Source organism: Bacillus sp. TH19, assembly GCF_016651075.1.
Classification (GTDB): Bacteria; Bacillota; Bacilli; order Bacillales; family Bacillaceae_G; genus Bacillus_A; species Bacillus_A mycoides.
In genome coordinates, this window is sequence record NZ_JAEKEO010000007.1 from 2,258,806 (window position 1) to 2,278,875 (window position 20,070).

A 20,070-nucleotide genomic window follows, 5' to 3' on the forward strand; every position below is an offset into this window, starting at 1 on the left:
ATAGATTTAGTTAAGTTTATCGTATCGGACTAGATCCATGGAAAAAGGAAAGAGTTGGAGAGCTATTTAAACAGTTGCAAAAAGAAGGTACAACTATTGTAATGGCAACGCACGATATTGAGTTTGCAGCGAAATACGTTGATCAATGTATGATGTTATTTGACGGGAAAGTCATTATGAATGATGCACCGAAAGAGTTCTTTAGTGGTAACTTCTTTTATACAACATCTATTAATCGATTCATCCGTAGAGAGTTGCCGTTTGCATTAACGTGGGAGGATGTGTACGAAGCGTGTCCAAACGATATGTTGCATTTATAATATTTATTTTTGCCGTTGTAATATGTACACTACTCTTTACGACTTTTATTATGGACGGGTATTACATGGTAAGTAGTTTGTTTTTATTAGCTGTCATTATGTTACCTTTCTATATTCGTTTTGAAAGGAAGGCGTTTGTTTCACGTGAAATTGTTATCGTTGCTGTGTTAGCGGCGATTGCAGCGGTTAGCCGGGTACCATTTTCTATTTTACCAAGTGTACAACCGACTTCTTTTGTCATTATCGTTTCTGCAATTGTTTTTGGGAGTGAAACTGGCTTTATGATTGGGGCAACGGCGGCTATTGTATCTAATATTTTTTTAGGACAAGGTCCGTGGACGCCGTGGCAAATGTTCTCTTGGGGCATGATCGGGTTTATAGCTGGACTATTACGTAATACATTTTTAATGAAAAAACTGTGGGGAAGACTGTTGTACGGATTTGCCGTTGGATTTCTATTTGGCTGGATTATGAATTTTTGGGGTCTTCTTGGTTTTATACAGGAAGCAACGTGGGAAACAGTTATTGCTTACTATGTCGCAAGTTTTTACTTTGATCTGAGTCACGCGATATCGAATGTTATTTTCCTTCTGCTATTTAGTACGTCATGGATTACGATCCTCACAAGATTTAAAAAGAAATACGGTATATTAGATGAGCATAACGTGACATAGAAAAGCATACTCATATAAGGTAGGGTCGCGACTTACATATTCGTTTGCCTCTTTCATGCTTCTTACATATTGTAAGGAGCATTTTTTATTGTCAAAAAATAGATTCAATATATGTCCGTTATTATATGAATTTATTTGTATAATAGTAGGTGAGAACTATTTTCAAGAGGGAGGTGTATAGTTAATGAAGTTAGTTATTCCGAAGCAACATGGAGCATGGGCGATGCTTGTCATACCATTTCTATTAAGTGTATTACTTGGTAAACCTACTTTTTATCATATCCCATTGTTTTTAGCCTGGTTCTTTATCTATCTAGCTACGTATCCATTTCTCATGTACATAAGGCAAAGACGAAAAAAAGAATTTCTACACGCTGCAATTGTTTATTTTATCATTGCATTTGTATTTGGGATGATTTCTTTATTATATGAATGGCGAATTCTTTTATTCGCAGTATTAATGATTCCATTGTTTATTGTAAATATGTATTACGCTCGTCAAAAAAATGAACGAGCATTACTAAATGATGTTTGTGCGATTATAGTGTTTTGTATAGGTGGTTTAATCAGTTATTATTTCTCCGTGAAATTCATAGATAAAACAGCATTATTCATTGCGCTTATTTCATTTCTATATTTTTTAGGAAGTACGTTTTATGTAAAAACGATGATTCGTGAAAAAAATAATCCGAAGTATCGTTTTATATCTTGGGGATACCATATTGTATTAACGGTAATTGTATTTGCTATAAATCCATGGTGTTCACTCATATTTGTACCAAGTGTAATTCGGGCCATTATGTTGTATGGCAAAAAGATTTCTATATTAAAAGTAGGGATTTTAGAAATTGTTAATTCTGTATATTTTTTAATAATAACGGTAATAATGATGAAGTATGCCATTTGAAACAAACTTCCCATCTTTTGATGGGAAGTTTTCATTCTTGTTCTAAAATGTGAACGGTGTAATCGCAACGTTGAAGAGCTTGCTCTACAGCGTAAAGGGATTGTTCAATACGTGCGCGATTAAAATCTTCTTCAACAGTCTGTAATGCATCTTCTAAACAATGTTTCGCTTCTTGTAAGGAATGAAAAGAATCTTGTACGTATCCACGAGCATTCTTTTTCAAAGTAGTAGCCTCCTTTTGTACATCTTTTTGTAGTATGAACAATAAAGAAGAAAATATAATTTTTTATATTTATTTGACAATTATAATAAAATTACGTATAGTTAAATTTAAAGTGAATATTTTCTTATCCAGAGAGGTGGAGGGACTGGCCCGATGAAACCCAGCAACCGCGATGCAGGTGCTAATTCCAGCAGAACATATTTGTTCTGGGAGATAAGACGAAGATATACGTAACTTCTTCTTATCGGAGAGGTTTTTTTGTTGCAAAAAAACCGATTACGAAAACATATAATAAGAAGAAAGGGGTTGCGAAGTACTGTGACACTCGAAAAATACGTAAAACTGCGTAGTACAGTTTATGAATATATGATAGAGCAAGATAAGCCAATATCATTGTTAGATATTCAAGAACATATCGTTTCGCATCATGAAGGAAAATTCACTAAAAAAATGTTACATCAATTTTATTTATCAAGACTATTAGATGAACTCAAACTGGATGGGAAAATTACTTTAGCTGATGATGAATATCGCTATGCTGAAAAAGGGGTATTTTATAAAGCGGGAAAAGGGAGCTGAGCTCTCTTTTTTTTGAAGTATGTAGAGTAAAAGACTGCTAAAGCAGCCTGATACAAGGGAATGGTGTTGAGTGTGTAGTGTCAAAGATTGAATGTGCCTGAAAGAGGCACTTCATATCGGCTGCAAATGAAAAGAGACACCTCCGCCGAATAGGTGTCAGTCGTTTTGTCACGTAGACTCGCTACTTGACAGTTATTAGAATAACATGCAGGATTTTGGAAGTCAAAAGGGAATTAGAGGAAGAGGTGTTGTGATGTATGCATACTTATTAAAAGATATAATGAAATGGATTCCAAAGTACATTATAGATAGAGGATATGAATATTATGAAGAGGGACATGTAGAAGATGTTGAAATACACGACAAGAAAGTATTTGCTTTCGTTACTGGAAATGCAGGGAATTATGAAGTGATTATTGATCTTGAAGATTTTGCAGAAAGTAGCTGCGAGTGTCCTTATGAAAATTATTGTAAACATATGGCGGCAGTTGTGTATGAAATTCAAGGTGCTGGTGAGAGTACAGTTAAAGAGCAATTGAAAGGTTTAGAAAGAGAAGAGTTACTAACAGTATTAAATCGTTTGTTACAAAGTTCGAAAAATGTGCAAATTGTAGAGACGATGTTAAAGAAGGGGAAACTTTAACTAAAGAGGGAGTTGTTTTGTAGTGAACGTACTAATTATATATGCTCACCCTAATACTTCAAGCTTTAATGGGGCAATTTTAGAGCATGTGCAAAAAGGACTTGAGGAAACAAATCATTCTGTTACGCTACTTGATTTATATAAAGAACAATTTGATCCAGTGCTTGTATTTAATGAAGAGAAGAAAAGACGTGATTTACTAAATGAAGAAGAGACGAAGCGATATAGAGAATTAGTGCAGAAAGCGGATATTCTTCTTTTCATATATCCGATATGGTGGTGGGGCATGCCTGCTATTTTAAAAGGATTTATCGATCGTATTTTTGTAGCTGGATTTGCTTATAAATATGAGGGGTCATTACCGAAAGGCTTATTTAAAGGAAAGAAAGCATGGGTTATTAATACGTTAGACTCACCGTTATGGTACGTGGCCCTATTATATCGATCAGCGGATTGGATTATGATGAAAAGAGGGGTTTTACGTTTTTGTGGTATTCGCGATATAAAACGTTCTGCTTTTCAATCTGTGAAAACGAGTAAAGTAACGAAGCGTGAAAAATGGCTGTTACAAATAGAAGAAGCGGCTCGTACATTATGAATGAAATCGATCGTATTATAAAGTGTTGCAATTGTGATGACGAACTTTTGCGTACGTATATTAATTGTTTAGTCCAATTGAAGAAATACAGCGAAACGTTTCAACAAATTCAAATACAATTAAGAAATGATTATTTAATAAGAGGGATTTGTGAAAGAGAAGTTGATGAGGTAATAAAGGGAAGTGAAGAATACGGAACGTATGTTCTCCCTGAAGTATTGCAGTGGAATTTCCTTAAGAACAATCCTCATATGATTGAAAAAGTATGTGAAGATTTGTTTACATATGAAGCATTAAATCATGCAGAGGTAGAGTGGAGGAAGGTAATAAGCTGTATAGATAACGAATGATTTATTATATAAAAAAGCTAGTATAAAACTAGCTTTTCGTTTAAATAAATAAGAAACATAGACTAATGATAAATCCTGCATATAGTAAGTTAACAACACAAAATCCCATAATATCACGCGCGCTTAAACCAGCTATCGCTAATGCCGGTAATGCCCAGAAAGGTTGAATTAAATTTGTCCAAGCATCGCCCCATGCAATTGCCATCGCTGTTTTCGCGGCAGGTACACCAAGTTCAGCGCCAGCTGGAATCATAATTGGTGCTTGCACTGCCCATTGACCGCCTCCAGATGGAACGAAAATATTTACAATGCCAGCACTTAAAAATGTAAAGAGCGGGAATGTGGTTTCATTTGAAATACTAATAAAGAAAGTAGAAATAGCTCCTCCAAGCGAAAGACCTTCACTATTTACTCCAATCATCATCCCCATAATTCCAGCATAGAACGGAAATTGAAGTAAAATACCTGAAGCACTCTTAGTTGAGTCAGAGAAAGCGCGAATATATTGAATCGGAGTACGGTGGAAAATAAGACCGGCAATTAATAACATAAAAATAACGATATCAAGTGTAAGGTTAAAGCCTTTCGTACTAAAATAGTTAAAAATATAAATAAGACCTAATAATCCGATGCAAAGTGTAATAATCATACTATTTTCCATTTTTTCAGCGAACGTATTGTTCCCTACTTCTTGAGCGGCAGCTTCTTCATGGAATACGCTAGGATCTACAGTTATCGTATGTTTTTCATCTGGATGCATGGCCCGGTTAATGAGAGGCATCGTAACGAGAAAAATAATAACTGGCACGAGTGCGTATGGTGAGAATAACGTTTCTGTTATTGGAATCGCTTCTTTAATACTTCCAGCTGTCGTTTTAATTAACGTTTCGCCGCCAGTTGCTAACGTAAGAGGGATAGAAGCAGAAAGGCCTGCATGCCAAATGAGAAATCCAGAGTAGGAAGAAGCAATTGCTAACCTATAATCTAATCCTTCTAACTGTCTGGCCACTTCTTTTGCATATAAAACCGATACAACAATACCAAATCCCCAGTTTACGTATGCTCCTAGTAAACTTACGATTGAAATAGCAATAATACCTTGTCCATTTGTTTTCGGTAGTTTCGCTGCTCTCGTTAATCCTTTTTTAATAAGAGGAGCGTTTGCTAATGCAGATCCTGTCACGAGTACAAGAGCCATTTGCATAGAAAAGGCGAGAAGTCCCCAAATTCCATTACCCCAGTGATTAATCATTTCTACAGGTGTTTGGCTCGTTGCAAACATACCGAAGAAGATAACGAAAACAGTTAATAAACATGATAAAATAAACGGTTCTGGCAAGAAACGCTGCACAAGGGCAACACAGCCATTTGTAAATGAACGAAACAAAATAGATCAACCTCCTTATGTATGTTTATTACAATGTTCGAGGTTGTTTGGGTGATAACCTTTAATATATAGAAAATTCAGATATCTAAGGTGGTTGTCATAATGTCTAGGTAGATTGATAGTCTATGTTGAAATGTTATTTCATTTTGAACTGAAATATTTCAAAGAGGGGTAGTATCTATGCAAATCAACTTAAGCAAAGCAAATAGCCCAAAACGTTAAATTTATAGTTTGTATATATAAATCGAAATAGTGTAAAAATATGTGTTTTCGTTTATATCTCTGTTAATTAGATTTGACGAAAACAGAAATTGAAAAGAATGCTCTATATACAAGGGAAAGAGATGGTCATAGACGAATATGTCCATCAAATGACAGTTTATGTAAGAATCAGGTTATTGAAAAAGGATATTAGCTATTTTTAACGAATTCTGAATTACAAACAAAATTTATCAAAAGTGGTGAGATAATATAGAGAATAAAACAAATTTATTTTTGGATATGAAAATGGAAAAATATATAGTTAGCAAGCTTCGAAGTGCCGGTTGTGTTTTTGCAGAAGATGAGACCCGGTTACTTATGTCAGAGGCACTAACTCCAGAGGACCTTATGAAAATGGTAGAAATGCGAGTCAACGGTTTACCTCTGGAATACGTTGTTGGATACACGGAGTTTTGTGGTCTACGAATAGAAGTGGATCGAGGCGTTTTTGTACCGCGTAAACGTACCGAGTTCCTTGTTCATCAAACAGAGGCTCTGTCACGTTCTAGCGATATCATTGTTGACCTATGTTGTGGATCAGGTGCGGTGGGCGCAGCACTGGCAGCAGCTTTGGGACGAGTTGAATTGTATTCTGTTGACATTGACCCTATCGCAGTACAATGCGCTAGCCGCAATGTAACGAATTTTGGCGGTCATGCTTTTGAAGGTGACTTGTATAAAGCTCTACCAGCCTCACTTAAGGGCCATGTAAATATCCTAGTTGCGAACGTACCTTACGTTCCTACTGAAATAATAAAGTTTCTCCCCCGGGAGGCACGCCTATATGAACCACATGTAACGCTTGACGGAGGAGAAGATGGTCTTAACATTCTGCGAAGAGTAGCTGAAGAAGCTTTACTCTGGTTAGCTTTGGATGGACATCTTTTGATAGAGACGAGCGAAGTTCAGGCACCCCAGGCCTTTGAAATCTTTGCTGGTGCTGGGCTTAGCACAAAAGTTGCTAGAAACAAGGAACTGGACGCTACTGTCATAATCGGTTCTAATTCTAGCTTTTAGAGTATTACTAGTGTTACGTACGTTTCAAATGTTATGACAATCCAAAGAGAATATAGTGTTTACTGATAGGTGGTAATAGATTAATGAAAAAAGAATGTGGAATAATCATATTGGTTTTGTTTTTTGTTTTGAGTGCTTGTTCTAGTAAAAAAATATTACTTTTAAACAAGCAGATGTTGAAAATGGAATAGTGTATGAATTAATTTCTAAAAATCTTAATATGAACACTGAAATATCTTATAAAATAAAAATGACTAATAATACCGATTATATTATTGTGCAAAATAATGTTATGTTTTCATTTCCTAAATCACCTACTGTTTCTGGCCAAACAACAAATCCATTTAGAGTGTTAGCTAAAGGTAATAAGTTAAATATTAAACCTGGGGATAGTATTGTTTTAGAAGTATCATTTTCTCCTGATTTTTATTCTGAGTTTAAGAATACAGAAGTATCTAAAGCAAATCTGTATATAACAGGTTATATCGATAAATTAGCTGATGAAAATCATTTTGATTTTATTAAAAGTATTAATTTAGATTAAAAAAGTGCACCTCCGATTGTTAGACTGTGTCTAATAAACGAAGGTGCACTTCAAAGGAATCAACTTTTTTTATTGAACTAAAGCACTCGTTAGCTTAATAGTAAATGATTGTAACCGGCTATTTCTCCCACAGTTCGATCAATCGACCTTCAGGATCTTTAATCCAAATAAACTTTCCAAATTCACTAATCTCTTCTTTCTTTTCAAGAGGTACACCAATATGTTCAAGATGCTGAATAGTCTCGTTTAGATTATGTACTTGGAAATTCAACATCACTTGTTGTTCTGTTGGAAAATAATTGTCATTTTCAGTGAAGAAAGAAAAGATAGTCTCAGTTCCTAATTCGGGTTTAATCACAGTCCCGTTCCAATTTTCTATTTCAATCTTCAACACTTCACTGTACCATTTTTTTATAACATCAAGATTTTTAGTTCTCCAAAATATTCCTCCGAAACCTTTTATCATTGTATTTAACTCCTATCTATCTTTAGATTTTTAATGACATAAGTTCAACCTTCAATAAAACGCAGTGCACAACGAGAATGGTGATTGGTTAGATCTTTTGCAAATTGTTGATTCGGAAATCCTCTGTGAAGCAATCTCAACCCGCCTGAAGTTAAGGATATATGATGATGGGATCGATAGAATAACATCCTGTTGGGGTCGGGAGTATCATTCTTTAAATATCGATAATAATCCCCAAATCGAAACTGCAAAAAACTGTGCTCATGCTCAATATCAAAGAACTCGGTTCCTTCGATATCAATCAAATAAGGTTCTAGTTTGTCATTAATTAATACATGATCAGGGCCGAGTTCCCCATGTATAAATCCATAACGACTTCTTGGTTCAATTTTTGATTCAAGCTCGTACAATGTATCGAGTAGATTGCTATGACTAGCCCTGATGCTGTCAATCAAACTATATAAAAAATCTAACCAAAAGTATAGATTGTTTATTTATAATTGTTATGATGTTAAATTGGGTCTGGAAAAATAGTCATATAAAACCCCGTTGGAGCTTCAATGTTTTTTTGATGAAATCATTCTTACTTCTCAAATACCTCGCCACACAAAAACTTAAAATGTATTACAATGAATCTATACGATTTTTAATCCTTCTTCTTTTCACTAACTTTACCATTATTTTTAATTGAGTATTACTGCCCCGTTAGTTTAAGTAAAAAACCTTCACAATCTCAATGATCTATTCAAACTTGAATAATCTAATTGCCTGGAAACGTTCCTCAACAATCTTGCCCTTTAGTGGAGTAACTTTATTGCTACTCAGCAGTTTCTTAATCCGTCTTTCAGTTCAGATTTTCTTTTCACTATAAAAACCTCTCTTTAGATAAACAGATCTAAAGGGACAAAACATCGCGTCTTTTAAATAAACACCGTGACTTTATTTAAAAGTGATATTAAACATATTCTTCAAATCCTGGAAGCATATGTTTGCCGCAAATGAAAAGAACCATAAGCTTGCCAAACGGCAAAATTATAATTTTGATAGCTGTCGTCATTTTTTATTCATATATTGGAAATGAATTTCATAATGCGGAAAAATAGGGGGATTTATATGTCAAAGTGGCAATCTAAAGAACAATTGGTTCAATTATTAAGCAATCTTGTTGAAATTCCTAGTATTACAGGTTCAGAAGCTGAAGTTATATTGCCAGACTTTGTTGTAGAACAATTATCTGACTTACAGTATTTCAAACAAAATCCGCATCATTTACAAAAAAATCCGACGGGGGATGGACGATATTTTGTTACAGCCCTAGTAAAGAAAAGTGATAGTACGAAAAATACTGTAATTCTTGTTAGTCACTTTGATGTTGTAGATGTACAGGATTATGGAGTGTGGAAAGAAGATGCATTTAACCCTAAAAAATTAACATCTATGTTTTATTCTCATAAAGATGAGCTACCAGATCATGTACGTGAAGATATAGAACAAGGAGATTGGCTCTTTGGTAGAGGAACAATGGATATGAAATGTGGTCTAACTTTACAAATGGCGATGGTTGAGCAAGCTTGTGAAGGAAGATTTGATGGGAATGTTCTTTTATTGGCTGTTCCAGATGAAGAAGTGAACTCTGTAGGGATGAGAGCTGCTGTTCCAAGATTATTAGACTTAGCAAAAGAACATGACTTAGAGTATAGAACGGTCCTAAATTCAGAGCCTATGTTTTCAAGACATCCTGGTGACCAAAATAAGTACATTTATACTGGTTCTATTGGTAAGGTGTTACCTGGTTTCCTTTGCTATGGAAAAGAGACACATGTAGGCGAACCTTTTGCAGGATTAAATGGGAGCTATATGGCTGCATTATTAACAGCGGAATTAGAGTTGAATACGGACCTTTGTGATATTGTAGAAGGGGAAGCGAGTCCACCACCAACTAACTTGCTTCAAAGAGATTTAAAGGAGGATTATTCTGTACAAATTCCTCATCGTGCTGTCACATTATTTAATTTGTTTTTACTAGAAAAAACGATGACAGATGTAGTTTCATTGTTACGCCAAAAAGTAACGAAAGTAGCAGAGAAAATCGAAGAATCGTATGAGGAGCGAGCGTATCATTTTTCTAAGTATAATCCGTTCATACCGCCGAATCTTAAAGTAAATGTATTAACGTATGAAGAGCTTATCGCTTATGCAATTGAACAACATGGAAGAGAAAAAATAGATGAAATTCAATCCGATATTATAAAAAATAGAGAAGATAAAGATGATCGTGCAGTAACTATTGATTTAGTAGACAAATTATCTATCTTATGTAAAGAAAAGGCTCCAATGATTGTACTTTTCTTTGCGCCGCCATACTATCCAGCTGTGAGTTCACGCGACAATCCTTTAATTAAAGAGGTAGTTGTAGAAATGGAAAAGTATGCCCACTATAATCATAGCATTACATTTGAAAACCAAAATTATTTTGGAGGAATTTCAGATTTAAGCTATGTGGGCTTACAAAACCCATTGGATTCAATGAGTTCTCTTGTAGACAATATGCCATTATGGGATAAAGGTTATTCGATTCCACTAGAGGAATTAGAAGAGTTTGACGTTCCAGTATTAAATATGGGACCAGTAGGAAAAGATGCACATCAATGGACGGAGCGTCTGGACGTAAATTACGCATTTGAAACGTTATTAGATATGTTACCTATATGTATTGAAAAACTACTTGTTTCTAATAAAGTTACACAGTCATAGTGTTTGCATAAGAGCGAGAAAAGGACCGTAGTGATACGGTCTTTTTTTCGTAATGAATAGTTTGAAACCTTAGATTTATGAAATTGTGATGTAAGAATTCTCCTTAAAATAGATTCGCAATAAACTATTTAGAGAGAGTAGATATGACTTGTAAACTTTTCGTAACGGTATTTGCTGAGTTTTTGTATAATATAATTATGTGAAGTTAACATAACTTATTGTATCAATAATATATATTTGCGTAGAATATCCATTTTAAGATTTTGAAGTACCCCCTAAATGAAAAATTTATTTCGCTACAGTTAGTTACTTAGTGAAGTCTGCTCATTTTTTCGTATTAGGGAAGAATGTACTTTTTAACTTGATGGGTATGGGGTAGTACCCCTTGTAGCAAAACCGGAGTGGGAATGATGAGTATAAATAGTTTTGTGAGATTGATAAAGGACGAATTATTAAAAGAGGTAAGCATAAGAAGTGAGGATGAATTCGAGCCTATAGTAGTTAAAGATATTCCTAGACTTTGGAAGTGTTTAGGGACAGGTAATTATGCCGCAGTATTTATGCACAAAGAATACAAAGATTGGGTAGTGAAAGTTTACGCGCGAGAAGGAGAAGGAATTGAAAAAGAGTCAGAAGTATACCGAAGAATCGGAAATCATCCTTCTTATTCGAATCTTATATATAAAGGAGAAAATTTCATAGTATTGAAACGTTTAAAAGAAATTACCTTATACGATGCTATCCATAAGGGGATTAAAATTCCTAAGCAGGTAATCCTTGATATCAATGAAGCTATAGAGTATGCAAGGGAGCAAGGATTAACTCCTTGTGATGTTCACGGAAAAAATGTGATGATGGAAAATGGAAGGGGATATGTAGTCGATGTATCTGATTTCTTAAAAACAAAAGAAGATAGTAAGTGGAGAGACTTAGAAAAGGCATATTTTACATTTTACTTGCCATTTATTTATAAATTGCCTTTCCCTGTTAAAATACCGTATTTCATGTTAAACATTGTTCGACGTTCATATAGAAAATATAAGAAGCTTAAAAAGAAATTCAAATTGTAAAAGGATCACATACTTATCTTTAGGTTAGATAAGTGAACCACTAGTAAACAAAAGGACCGTACATTTTAGATATGTCTAATATGTACGGTCCTAATTTTATAACTTCATGAAGTAATTTATTTATAAAATGATTGTAACAATAGAATATACCCATTTCAGTACATTTCATTTTAAACATATTGATGTACTATAGTTCTAAACAAATCACAATAATGGATTAGAAGGGGAATAAACTATGTACACAGACGCAATTGAGTATTAAAATTTCAATCTAATTTACCTTTGCATAGATGCAGGTATCAGTTAGTTTTTTACCGTCAGCTGAAAGATCTTCATTACGTAATATCCCTTCAAGCTCAAAACCTAGTTTTTCAGGGATCGTACGACTTTTAGTGTTAGTAGATTCACAGCGTATTTCAATCCTTCTAAATTTGAGTAACTGAAATCCAAGGTTTGTTAATTCACTTACTACCTCTGTCATATATCCATTGCCACTAAATTGCGTATTAATCCAGTATCCAATTTCACATTTAGAAATTTTCCAATTAATTCTGTGAAGGCTAGCAGTTCCAATAAAATCATTAGTACCCTTAAGATAGATAAGATAGCGAAAGCTTTCTCTTTTTAAAAAATCTATATGGGCATTTCTCAGGATAATTTCAGTTTCTTCAACAGTAGGAATTGACTGGAATAAAAGCAACCATTGTTTTAACTCATTAATTGACTCCTTAATAGCTTGGTGTACGACATTCCCGTCACCAGCTTGAAGTGGTGCTCGAAGAATTAGTCTGTCTGTTTCTATTTGTAACGGAACATCTAATAAAATAGAATTCATATCATTTCTCCTCTCGAAAACTTTAAATTATGACAGAATGAAACTTATATAATAAAAAAACTTTCACCCAAAAGAAATAATTCTTGAGGACGAGAGTTGCAATTTCGTGGTACGTTATTATGATAAATAAATTAAAAAATACCCTATCTCACTAATAGGAGATCCTGTCACAGCATTACTATAAGTTATTACAGAACCGTGCGAAGCTCTTAGTCTTTCTTCATTAAGAACTTGATAGCAATACAGTAAAGTTTATCTCCCATAATGGAGCCTCTCAAAAATTAGTAAACAATAAATATATATTCAATTAATCACTTAGAAATCCCTTTTCACATATTGAAAACTAAACTGCCAGTTGGTACAAAAAAATGGCTACCGAAGCAGCCTTAGGTTATTCAACTAATGATTGTAGAAGGAATGAGTGTCGCATTTATTAATCCCAATTTATTTGATTTAAAAATTTACTTCTATGCAGATGGTGAAACAGAATTAATGAGAAGGTCTAGCCGCGATATTGCTGAAAGGAGAGCCGATATCAATTATTTAAGGCGGTCTCATGCAGAACGTCGGATTCAGTACGAAGTGTTTATGCATCCATACAGTCAATGTTTTGATATTATTATCAAAAATTCCGATGAAGCAATATGTCTAGAAAAAAATACATTTGAGTTTTATAGAGTTTAAATGCAAATACTCTATTTGTTATGTTTATTATGAGGGTTCATTTTCATTATTTGGCTCCCAAATGAAGCAACTTTAGTATTCACTCAAAAATCCATTGTCTATGAAACAACTAGATTTTTAAACGGCTTTAATAGACAACTGCCATTTACATAGACAGATGTCTATTGTATTTTTGGCGGCAAGATTAAATAGCTTTTTTGTTACTTTACAATAAAGTATACTTAATATCAGTAATTCATGTAATTAGGAGTGATTTCTATATTTAGGGAAAATGCAAAAAAGTTACTTCTGTCATTAGTAACAAATCCAATACTAATAATTGTATACGGCATTTTTTGTTATGAGTTAGCCTTATACTGTAAGTACGGAAGGATGAATTATAATATTTATATTTTGTTATTATGTATAGTACTTTTTATATCCATGATTACATTTACTACAATGCGGGTGATAAAAAATAGAGAATATGAATCTAAAAAATTAACTAATTCAATAGCATGGAGATCCATTTCTATTATCATTATTGTTGCAATTACATCATTTTATGGGATGCAGATTTATCAAAGTGCAATAAATTACAATGGCAAATTGGCATGGTTTATAGAAAGGTTAAAACATGAAAGGTCAGTTAAACTTAAACATAATAATATATATGAATCTGGAGTAGAAGGTATTTTTGAAGATATAAATAAAAAACATCCTTTGCCAAAGAAATTGTATATGGCAACTGATTTTGATCTTACATTTCATTCAGATGGAACAATCACAGAGTTTGATACATTTGTTTATGGGAAAAATGTTGATGGGAAAGAAGAAACTTATTTAATCTCTTATAATAAGAAGAAATCAGAAGATATTACTATAATACGAGACGGGTATGCAAAGCCTGATTATGATGATGATAAATTAGTAGAACCTTTAATTAAAACGGTTAAGGCGATTCCAGTTAAGCAAACGGTTAGAAAGTGGAATGAAAGTAAGTATGGGTTGATTTATTATGGAAAAAGAAATTGGGGATCCAATACAGAGGGGATTATTAATATTACTGAGGATGGTAAGGGGCAGAGTCTTAAAGAAGCAGCTTCTGAAATCATTGGATATACTGTATCTATATTTGTCCCTGGAAAAGAGAAAGAGCTAGTACCTGCTAGATATAACTTAATATGTGACGCAAGTTGGAGTAAATCAAAGACGCCTCCAAATGAAGATAGGCTTAAAGAGAAGAAACAACAAGATTTAAAGAATGAAAAAGAACAGTTTTTCCTATCAAAAGAAGTTGGTTATAAACTAAATATGACAGATAAAGCATTAGGGAGCGCCTTTTATTCATTAAGCAAGACTAGTGATGAAGGGGAAACATGGGAGGTTATCAATCCAGACCCATTTAATAGGGGGATTGGTAGTGTATCAGGAATCACTTTTATAAATGATAAACTTGGGTTTTTAGGAGCAGTTAGACCTTCTGGTAATGAGGGAGAGTTATATCGCACAGATGATGGGGGGGTATCTTTCAAAAAGGTAGAATATCCGCCGCATGAAGTCAAATTAGATCATACACAGTCCACAATAAGTCCTTTTGATTCTCCTAGTATGCCATATGAGAAAGATGGGGTTTTTAATATGTTAGTGGGACAAGGGGCAGATGGAGACTACAATGGCGATAGTAGTGCACTTTATCAATCAAAAGATAACGGAGAGACATGGGAATTTGTAGAAGAAGTGAAAAAGAAGCCCGTAAATCTTTAGATGATCTTAAGGCTTGGATACAATAATCTGACCTATTAAAATCTCAAAAGGATTTTGTTGATACGTTACCTGAAAAAGAAGCAAGTATCTCTAAACTAGAGGAAAGTAAAAAATAAAGAAAAGAGGTTGCCCAAAAGTAACTATTCAGCGACTTTTGGGACAACCTCTTCTTTTCGTTGTGGATTTTCAAGAAAATTTAGAATAAAATAAAAATATAGTCATCTACCTATTATTCACTAATGAAAAGAAAAGGGGGTAGCGAAATGCAACTGAAGTATGGGAAGCACATTAATATATTATCTATTGTTCTAACTTTGTTCTCTTTTTCCGTAATTGTAAGTTTCTCTACCTGGTTGAGTGGATATTCAATTTCCAACCTTTCTACAATGCTTAAGGTAACAATGTGGAGTGCATTTATTCTTGGAATTATAGGGTTTAGACAAGAGAAAAGCGCACTAGCGATTATAATTATGGGAATATGTGCCTTTGCTCTAGTCGTTCTATATACTTATGCGGTTATAAGTTTTCTTGAGCATTAAACACAAAAAAAAGAAACGAACATTTTTGTTCGTTTCTTTTTTTGGGGGATGATTATTATAAAATAGCCTCTTCTAATGATTGAGTGCTGAATCCAAGAATTGATTTTTGAGTGTTATTCTCATGATCTTTTACAATGATATATGGAACCCCCTGTACGTTAAAGAATTCAAACTCTTCTTTTCCTTCTGGGGTATTAGAGGGGTACCACCCACATTTTTTACTGAAAAAGAAATTGTATTTATAAAGCGAAAAAACGCTATTCTTTTTGTAACAATATACAGAAACGCCATCCTTTCCTATGATTCTACAGAAAGAATAGCGTATTTTTTCATTTTAGGGGGCATTTCTTTTTATTAGTTTGATAGCGAGGTGACGATACCCCTTTATTGTTTTTCAGATTTCGCTTGTTCTAAAATGTATGCTTCTTCTTGTTCCGGTGTCGCTAATTCGTATGCTTTACCAGTGCTGCTATTGTCCCATTCCCATAATAAATTATGCTCCTCAACCGATTGAGAGAAATCGCCTTCATACCAACGAACCAAAATCTTAAGGTACTGTTCTTTATGTTGTAAGGTTCCACTATTACTTTCATCAATCGCTTGACGTACTTTTTCGATGTTTTCTGGAGTCATTTTGATAAATCCTTGCTTTTCGTGGGATAATACTTTTTGATGAGTCATTTTGTGCATTGCATTGATTATATGACGATCAGAGTTGAGGTCAAGTATTACCTCTTCCCCTTTAATTCTCTCAGTCTGCTTTTCCTTAACGTCTGAACCTGCATACGTACCGACTTTGTAGCCAGTAAAAATACCAACTGCTATAGCAATAACTAAGGTTGATGTGATTTTAATCCACTTTTTCAAACCTCTTACCCCCCTTTTATTGAAGTGTACCATAAAAGAAGAACTGTATGCCCATATCTATCTGTGAGGTCTACATAACGTATCATTATCAATAGTCAACGATGTATAAAATTTTCGTTATGGGGGTAGTTAAAAATATTAGCTTGATAGCGATGTGGCGGTACCCCTTAATGGGCATCTTTTTCATATTCAGCAATAAATTTCATAGTATACTAATATTTAGGTGTTTATATTGGGAGGATTAAAATGATGAAGAAATCAGTATTAGCAGTTGGTTTATCGGTTGCAATGTTAGCGGCTTGCGGCGAAAAAGAAGTGGTTCAAAAAGAGAAGCCAAAAGCACAACAAACAACTGCGAAAACAGAACAACCAAAAGATGAGCAAACACGAATGATGAAAAGTTTTGAACGTAGAACCAAAGAAATTAAAGAATATTTCGGCGGTACTGTTACAGCGGTTGAATTAAAAAAAGAAAATAACTTGTATGTCTTATATGTTTTCGTTGACAAAACAGCATTGTCAAATGCAGACGAAGGCCTACGGGAAAATTTCGGCTACAGAACGAGAACAAAGTTAAAAGACGCCGTTGCGCAGAGTGGCTTGCAAGAATACGGCAAAACAACCATAAGATACTTCACATCAGACAATAAAACAGAAATTGAATTTGAATAAGTATTCCTGCGGGAGTGCTTTTTTATTTTATTTGCAGGAAATTATCACCATTTGTCGAATTATATAAGCTGAAGGGTGATAAAAATGAGACATAGAAATCTTTTTATGCTGGCAATGAATACGTAAAAACAAAAACATTCACTTATAACGGTTAATAGGAGGAATTATCATGAAAAAATTAGCTACAATTGCATTAACAGTAGCTTTAGCTTTAGGCGGTTTGACGGTTATGAACATTAACACACCTGAAGCACAAGCAAGTGAAGATTGTCATTACATCTGTGGTCCTAGCGAAACGGTGAATGGTGTTACAGTTCAAGTTCACGCTACGGAATACACTTTTGGTGGAAACGTAATTGCAAGAATTACAAATAACCGAGCTGAGGACATTCATTATAATGTCAGCATCGAAAAGAAATATGGAGACAACTGGGGAGAATATGATACTTTCTTCCATTGGCAAAATCAATGGGTTCCAGCTGGAGCAAATGATGAAATTTCAACTTTCACAGGATATGGAGAAAACATTTACGACAATGGAACATACCGTTATAAAGTTGAAATTGTAAGTGCTGACGGTTCTGTAGATACAATTTACACAGCAGCAATGACGGTAACAGGGCGATAGCTCATGACTGAGCTTCATTATTTATGATTGTATTTTCAATAATATCATTGATAATTGCGTTGATATTATTATTATTATTATTAAAATAAGCTCTTCGGAGCTTATTTTTTTATATAAAAATTGAATATTAATATTCTATTATTGAGTTTTATCCTCTGTTCATAAACATAAGATTTTCTGGACAGATATCTCTTAACGTACAGAAAACGCTTAAAATATGTCCGGATTGTGTCTAAACGTACAATTTTCCCGAAATGGTATGGTGAGACCACATCCATCAACTTAAGAAAAGTAAACACCCCAAAAACAAAAAAATGAGCTGACTTCTCAAAAAAACTAACTGTAGAGAAAGAAAATTTTCATTTAGGGGGTACTTCAAAACCTTAGCTTGATGGGCTTTTTTCTTTTTTCTAAAGATCCAGTGTAAGTTCTTTAAATATTTTTATACCAGATAAACCCTATTGGGTTTTAATTTTTTGGATTACGCTACATGCTTGTGAGGCATAGAAAGGTTATATACGACGCCTAAGATATCAAAGACGGTTTTCTTCTCATACCTATGGGATTTTCGTCTGTTTTTCTGTAAGAGATCAAACAGACGAAACAATATCTTTGTTAATTCTTTGGTGTCTTTTTGTAGAGATTCATAAATAAGTAGAAAATAATCTTTTATGATATAAATCGCTTTATATTCGCTTAATTCTCGTTTCTTCTTGATGAGAATTAATTGGCACATTTGAGACACAGAAGCTATTTTGAACGTAAGGGATTTGTAAGGAATAGGTAAGGAAAAAGAGAATTTCATTGTGTATGATGAAAATATAAAGAAGCATGAAAGGAGGAACAGATATAACTTATATATGAAAAACAAACCAGTTAATAAGAGTGTTTTATGGAAAAGAAATAATTTCTGAGGTTAACATACATGCAAAAAGAGGGATTTACCGTTTATTAGGACAGAATGGAGCTTGTAAAAATAATCATTATGAAGATGATTACGAATTCAATGTTGACTTTTTGTCATCGGTAGAGATGATAGCTGTGTGGTGAGTATGAAATATCAAGCAACCACCTATACAATATGAATAGAGGAGAGGAATGCCTTATGAAAACACGTAGTCAAATTACATTTGCAAGTCTGGCTCTTTTAATAGCTGGAAGTTCCCTGTTATACACAACGCCAACCTCAATTGTAAAAGCAGAGCCCACTCAAAATGTATCTAGTTCGTTACAAACAAATACTCAACGAGATCGTAATTCCGTCAAGCAAGCAATGCGGGATACATTGCAACTTGGATACCCGGGGATACTTGCTAAAACTTCTGAGGGTGGAAAAACGTGGAGTTATGCCGCTGGGATAGCGGATCTGAGAACCAAGAAACCAATGAAAACAGATTTTCGCTTTCGCATTGGCAGTGTAACGAAGACGTTCACAGCAACGGTTGTACTTCAATTAGTCGGAGAGAACCGCTTGAATCTAGACGACTACATCGAAAAATGGTTGCCTGGTGTCATTCAAGGAAACGGATATGATGGTAACCAGATTACTATCCGGCAGATATTGAACCATACAAGTGGTATCGCTGAATACTCAAGGTCAAAAGACGCTGACTTTACGGATACAAAAAAATCGTATACGGCTGAAGAGTTAGTGAAGATGGGGATTTCTCTGCCCCCAGACTTTGCCCCAGGAAAGGGCTGGTCTTATTCAAACACAGGATATGTATTACTAGGTATTCTTATTGAAAAAGTAACCGGAAACAGCTATGCGGAAGAGATTGAAAGTCGGATTATTGAACCGCTTGAATTGCCGAATACATTCCTACCTGGCAATTCAAGCGTTATTCCAGGCACCAAGCATGCCCGTGGATATGTCCAACCAGACGGAGTAAGTGAGCTAAAAGACGTTACTTATTATAACCCAAGTGCAGGTAGCTCAGCTGGAGATATGATTTCTACTGCTGACGACTTAAATAAATTCTTCTCTTACTTGCTCGGGGGTAAATTACTGAAAGAACAGCAACTAAAACAAATGCTTACTACAGTTCCTACAGGAAAAGAAGGAATCGATGGATATGGTCTTGGAATCTATGAAACTAAGCTTCCAAACGATGTCTCGATATGGGGACACACAGGTGGCATACTAGGGTTTACTACTCTTGTTGGAGGTAAACTTGGAGGCAAGCATACGTTGGTCGTCAATTGGAATAGTTTGGGTAGAGCTGACAGTCCTAATCCTTTTAAAAATATTTTACTTGCTGAATTTAGCAAGTAGGCAAAAAAGAAAAACGGATAAATTTTGTCAT

The 20,070-nt window shown here is 34.4% G+C and carries 19 protein-coding genes, 5 pseudogenes and 1 riboswitch; of the genes and pseudogenes, 17 read left to right on the top strand and 7 right to left on the bottom strand.

Translation table 11 applies throughout. The annotated features are described in order from the left end of the window. Positions 1 to 26 precede the first annotated feature (26 nt). The 3 genes and pseudogenes from JFU54_RS15420 to JFU54_RS15430 form a co-directional block, all read left to right on the top strand. Positions 27 to 320 (top strand): annotated as a pseudogene (locus JFU54_RS15420) (ABC transporter ATP-binding protein); the annotation flags it as partial. Then, the gene (locus JFU54_RS15425; protein WP_002142494.1) at positions 293 to 994 is read left to right on the top strand and encodes an ECF transporter S component; all 702 of its coding nucleotides are present in this window, start codon (positions 293 to 295) and stop codon (positions 992 to 994) included. The pseudogene JFU54_RS15420 and the gene JFU54_RS15425, both read left to right, overlap by 28 nt. A 184-nt stretch (positions 995 to 1,178) precedes the next feature. After that, on the top strand, positions 1,179 to 1,901 hold the full coding sequence (locus tag JFU54_RS15430) for a YwiC-like family protein (RefSeq protein WP_002137286.1): 723 nt from the start codon (positions 1,179 to 1,181) through the stop codon (positions 1,899 to 1,901). A 31-nt stretch (positions 1,902 to 1,932) separates the two neighbouring features. On the opposite strand, the gene JFU54_RS15435 is transcribed toward JFU54_RS15430, so the two are convergent. Beyond that, positions 1,933 to 2,124, bottom strand: coding sequence for a hypothetical protein (locus tag JFU54_RS15435; RefSeq protein WP_002084448.1), 192 nt, complete (start codon positions 2,122 to 2,124; stop codon positions 1,933 to 1,935). 121 nt (positions 2,125 to 2,245) lie between these two features. Continuing rightward, positions 2,246 to 2,344: riboswitch (SAM riboswitch) on the top strand. 38 nt (positions 2,345 to 2,382) lie between these two features. Between JFU54_RS15435 and JFU54_RS15440 the strand changes: the two genes are divergently transcribed. From JFU54_RS15440 to JFU54_RS15455, 4 genes are all read left to right on the top strand, one after another. Beyond that, a complete protein-coding gene (locus JFU54_RS15440; RefSeq protein ID WP_002110869.1) occupies positions 2,383 to 2,703 on the top strand; it encodes a hypothetical protein in 321 nt (106 codons plus the stop codon). 205 nt (positions 2,704 to 2,908) lie between these two features. After that, positions 2,909 to 3,346 (top strand): SWIM zinc finger family protein, encoded by a 438-nt coding sequence (locus tag JFU54_RS15445; protein ID WP_080118265.1) that lies wholly within the window; start codon positions 2,909 to 2,911, stop codon positions 3,344 to 3,346. Between the two features lie 22 nt (positions 3,347 to 3,368). After that, positions 3,369 to 3,944 carry an NAD(P)H-dependent oxidoreductase gene (locus JFU54_RS15450; RefSeq protein ID WP_016101006.1) on the top strand — a complete coding sequence of 192 codons (576 nt, stop codon included), beginning with the start codon at positions 3,369 to 3,371 and terminating at the stop codon, positions 3,942 to 3,944. Then, positions 3,941 to 4,294 carry a group-specific protein gene (locus JFU54_RS15455; protein WP_201065127.1) on the top strand — a complete coding sequence of 118 codons (354 nt, stop codon included), beginning with the start codon at positions 3,941 to 3,943 and terminating at the stop codon, positions 4,292 to 4,294. The genes JFU54_RS15450 and JFU54_RS15455 overlap by 4 nt, the downstream gene beginning before the upstream one ends. A gap of 40 nt (positions 4,295 to 4,334) precedes the next feature. Here the strand turns inward: JFU54_RS15455 and JFU54_RS15460 are convergent, their stop codons facing one another. Further along, the gene (locus JFU54_RS15460; protein ID WP_137076088.1) at positions 4,335 to 5,681 is read right to left on the bottom strand and encodes a short-chain fatty acid transporter; all 1,347 of its coding nucleotides are present in this window, start codon (positions 5,679 to 5,681) and stop codon (positions 4,335 to 4,337) included. Positions 5,682 to 6,188: 507 nt separating this feature from the next. Between JFU54_RS15460 and JFU54_RS15465 the strand changes: the two genes are divergently transcribed. Together JFU54_RS15465 and JFU54_RS15470 are read left to right on the top strand one after the other, a co-directional pair. Next, positions 6,189 to 6,959: a putative protein N(5)-glutamine methyltransferase gene (locus JFU54_RS15465; RefSeq protein WP_201065129.1), complete on the top strand. Its 771-nt coding sequence runs from the start codon at positions 6,189 to 6,191 to the stop codon at positions 6,957 to 6,959. Positions 6,960 to 7,042: 83 nt separating this feature from the next. Further along, a pseudogene (locus JFU54_RS15470) lies at positions 7,043 to 7,503 on the top strand (hypothetical protein). Positions 7,504 to 7,621: 118 nt separating this feature from the next. On the opposite strand, the gene JFU54_RS15475 reads toward JFU54_RS15470, so the two are convergent. Together JFU54_RS15475 and JFU54_RS29780 are read right to left on the bottom strand one after the other, a co-directional pair. After that, positions 7,622 to 7,969 (bottom strand): VOC family protein, encoded by a 348-nt coding sequence (locus JFU54_RS15475; RefSeq protein ID WP_002013943.1) that lies wholly within the window; start codon positions 7,967 to 7,969, stop codon positions 7,622 to 7,624. Between the two features lie 44 nt (positions 7,970 to 8,013). Beyond that, positions 8,014 to 8,442 (bottom strand): annotated as a pseudogene (locus JFU54_RS29780) (aminoglycoside phosphotransferase family protein); the annotation flags it as partial. Between the two features lie 640 nt (positions 8,443 to 9,082). Here JFU54_RS29780 and JFU54_RS15480 point away from each other — a divergent pair. Beyond that, entirely contained in the window at positions 9,083 to 10,723 is a 1,641-nt protein-coding gene (locus JFU54_RS15480) for a M20/M25/M40 family metallo-hydrolase (RefSeq protein WP_201065131.1), read from the top strand. Positions 10,724 to 11,133: 410 nt separating this feature from the next. Further along, positions 11,134 to 11,793 carry a protein kinase family protein gene (locus JFU54_RS15485; protein ID WP_033708051.1) on the top strand — a complete coding sequence of 220 codons (660 nt, stop codon included), beginning with the start codon at positions 11,134 to 11,136 and terminating at the stop codon, positions 11,791 to 11,793. Positions 11,794 to 12,064: 271 nt separating this feature from the next. Here JFU54_RS15485 and JFU54_RS15490 read toward each other — a convergent pair whose 3' ends face one another. Continuing rightward, the gene (locus JFU54_RS15490) at positions 12,065 to 12,628 is read right to left on the bottom strand and encodes a GNAT family N-acetyltransferase (protein WP_201065133.1); all 564 of its coding nucleotides are present in this window, start codon (positions 12,626 to 12,628) and stop codon (positions 12,065 to 12,067) included. Positions 12,629 to 13,024: 396 nt separating this feature from the next. Between JFU54_RS15490 and JFU54_RS15495 the strand changes: the two are divergent. The 3 genes and pseudogenes from JFU54_RS15495 to JFU54_RS15505 form a co-directional block, all read left to right on the top strand. After that, a pseudogene (locus JFU54_RS15495) lies at positions 13,025 to 13,312 on the top strand (hypothetical protein); the annotation flags it as partial. Positions 13,313 to 13,561: 249 nt separating this feature from the next. Beyond that, entirely contained in the window at positions 13,562 to 15,058 is a 1,497-nt protein-coding gene (locus JFU54_RS15500; protein WP_087947129.1) for a WD40/YVTN/BNR-like repeat-containing protein, read from the top strand. Positions 15,059 to 15,321: 263 nt separating this feature from the next. Next, positions 15,322 to 15,597 carry a hypothetical protein gene (locus tag JFU54_RS15505; RefSeq protein WP_201052543.1) on the top strand — a complete coding sequence of 92 codons (276 nt, stop codon included), beginning with the start codon at positions 15,322 to 15,324 and terminating at the stop codon, positions 15,595 to 15,597. A 384-nt stretch (positions 15,598 to 15,981) separates the two neighbouring features. Here JFU54_RS15505 and JFU54_RS15510 read toward each other — a convergent pair whose 3' ends face one another. Next, positions 15,982 to 16,464 (bottom strand): PRK06770 family protein, encoded by a 483-nt coding sequence (locus JFU54_RS15510; RefSeq protein ID WP_002128240.1) that lies wholly within the window; start codon positions 16,462 to 16,464, stop codon positions 15,982 to 15,984. A 246-nt stretch (positions 16,465 to 16,710) separates the two neighbouring features. On the opposite strand from JFU54_RS15510, the gene JFU54_RS15515 reads away from it, so the two are divergent. Together JFU54_RS15515 and JFU54_RS15520 are read left to right on the top strand one after the other, a co-directional pair. Continuing rightward, positions 16,711 to 17,136 (top strand): hypothetical protein, encoded by a 426-nt coding sequence (locus tag JFU54_RS15515; protein ID WP_088039811.1) that lies wholly within the window; start codon positions 16,711 to 16,713, stop codon positions 17,134 to 17,136. 169 nt (positions 17,137 to 17,305) lie between these two features. Then, the gene (locus JFU54_RS15520; protein WP_002084479.1) at positions 17,306 to 17,764 is read left to right on the top strand and encodes a hypothetical protein; all 459 of its coding nucleotides are present in this window, start codon (positions 17,306 to 17,308) and stop codon (positions 17,762 to 17,764) included. 481 nt (positions 17,765 to 18,245) lie between these two features. Here JFU54_RS15520 and JFU54_RS15525 read toward each other — a convergent pair. Further along, positions 18,246 to 18,503: pseudogene (locus tag JFU54_RS15525) on the bottom strand (IS4 family transposase); the annotation flags it as partial. Positions 18,504 to 18,869: 366 nt separating this feature from the next. Here JFU54_RS15525 and JFU54_RS15530 point away from each other — a divergent pair. Beyond that, the gene (locus JFU54_RS15530) at positions 18,870 to 20,039 is read left to right on the top strand and encodes a serine hydrolase domain-containing protein (protein WP_201065622.1); all 1,170 of its coding nucleotides are present in this window, start codon (positions 18,870 to 18,872) and stop codon (positions 20,037 to 20,039) included. Positions 20,040 to 20,070: the final 31 nt, after the last annotated feature.